We start from the raw sequence: 1,732 nt of genomic DNA, 5'->3' as shown, positions 1-1,732 counted from the left end.
TGGTGGTGAAGCTCGTTGGGTCTTCTATAGCTATTCCGTTATTAAAGTCTTCTTCACTGGCATAGTATTCGACCATGGTATTGATCTCTTCATCTTCTGTATCGAAGTTTGGATCTACTGCTTCGTCCTTTTGGGTTAAATCTACCGTGGCTACTGCTTGATTGTCGGCTTGCTCTGCGTTGTTTTCTTGTTCGTCGGCACAGACTACTATCGGGCTGATGTCTTCATCGGTAATTGCTGGCCTAGGTTCAATTGTAATCGCTACTTGACCGATGTTTCCGATGTTGTAACATCCCGTAATGATGTGTGTTGCTCTTAGGTACAGGATTTGTCCGTTGCTAGCTTGGTAGCCTTCGCCTAAAGCATTGGTGCCGGCTTCAGCTTCGGCTTCTGTTAAATGGAAGCTATATTCGTAATTTGCTTGGTCTTGGTTTTCATTGGCTGGGTCTAGTACAGGGATGATTTCCGATGGGCTGCCATTGGTAGCATCGTACAGACTAAAAGCGATTTCTTCTGTGCTTGGCAATTGCGTTGGATCGCCTTCGCATAAGGTGTATCCAAATGGTTGTCCTTCTGGATTGAGTTCTGGATTGCGCTCAACAATGATTTCTATCGGTGTAATCGTTGAACAGAAGTTGCCTTGGGCATTGCTATCTAGTCGCAACCATACTACCTGCGTATTGGTTGGGAAGAAGTCTTCATCGACTTCGTTTAAACTAGGATCGTTGACATAAGCTTCTGGGTCTTCGATTTCTTCTGCTTCATCTTCGTTGTTCGCAGCTGCTTCGCTTAAATAATAACTACCTACATTGTTTTCACTGCCGGTGATTTGTTGTCCGATTTGGGTTAAATCGAAAGGGGCTGCGGCTACTCCGTCGTTGTCATCGTCACAAGCGGTGAGTCTGCGTTCTTCTTCAGTGAGTTCAACAGGAAATGGCAATGGCAATACGTTTAGGGTGATGGTGCTGGTATTGCTACACTGGTTCTCGGTATTGGTATTGGTCGCTTCTACATAAATTAGCATCGGTGGTGCAGCGCTGTTGATGTACTCCGTTGGATCTTCAATTTCATTTTCTTGGTTGTTGAGATCGGTTTCATTTTCGTAATACGCAAAGCTGATGTTTCCAGGTACGGGTGATAAATTGGTTAACTCCTCTTGTTTGCTGGTTAAATCAAAAGTTCCGGTGGGGAAAATGGCTTCGGGATTCGCTGTGCTGTCACACACTTCTAATGGCGTTGGGGTGCTTAAGTCGGGATACGGATCTACTGTAATCGTAAAGCTATTGTCGTCATTGAATCCAAATTGATCGATGCAACCGGTTTCTTCATCTACTAAACGGACATAGATGGTTTGTGGGTTCGCTATATTGGTGTAATTGCTCGGTACAGCTATCGCATTGATGCCTTCTTCGGCATCTTCTTGGAATTCGTGATAGGTAACTATCAGATTTTCTGCGTCTTGATTTCCGATGGCATTCGCGGTGTTTTGGGCTAGGTTGAAAACAGCAATTTGATTGAGTGTCTCATCATCACAAATTAACAAGTCTTCTAATGCTTGGATTTGTGGGCTTTCTCTTACTTCCAATGCTAAGGCTCTGGTGACAAAGCATCCTGTGCCGTTGATGTTGTCATCGCCGATGTTCTCGGCTCTTACATACAGGGTTTGGTTAAACGGATTGGTGTTTTGGAACAAAATCGGCTCGTTGTCATCATCTTCAATAGCTATCGCATT

The 1,732-nt window shown here is 44.3% G+C and carries 1 protein-coding gene; it reads right to left on the bottom strand.

The window, feature by feature from the left end; genetic code table 11:
• A partial coding sequence (locus tag IEV63_RS12880; RefSeq protein ID WP_229737265.1) for an FIDD domain-containing protein occupies window positions 1–1,585 on the bottom strand: 1,585 nt, incomplete at its 3' end.
• Between the last annotated feature and the right edge of the window lie 147 nt (window positions 1,586–1,732).

The organism is Psychroflexus salis, from assembly GCF_014640175.1.
GTDB classification, from domain to species: Bacteria; Bacteroidota; Bacteroidia; order Flavobacteriales; family Flavobacteriaceae; genus Psychroflexus; species Psychroflexus salis.
This window is presented reverse-complemented; position numbering and strand designations above follow the sequence as displayed.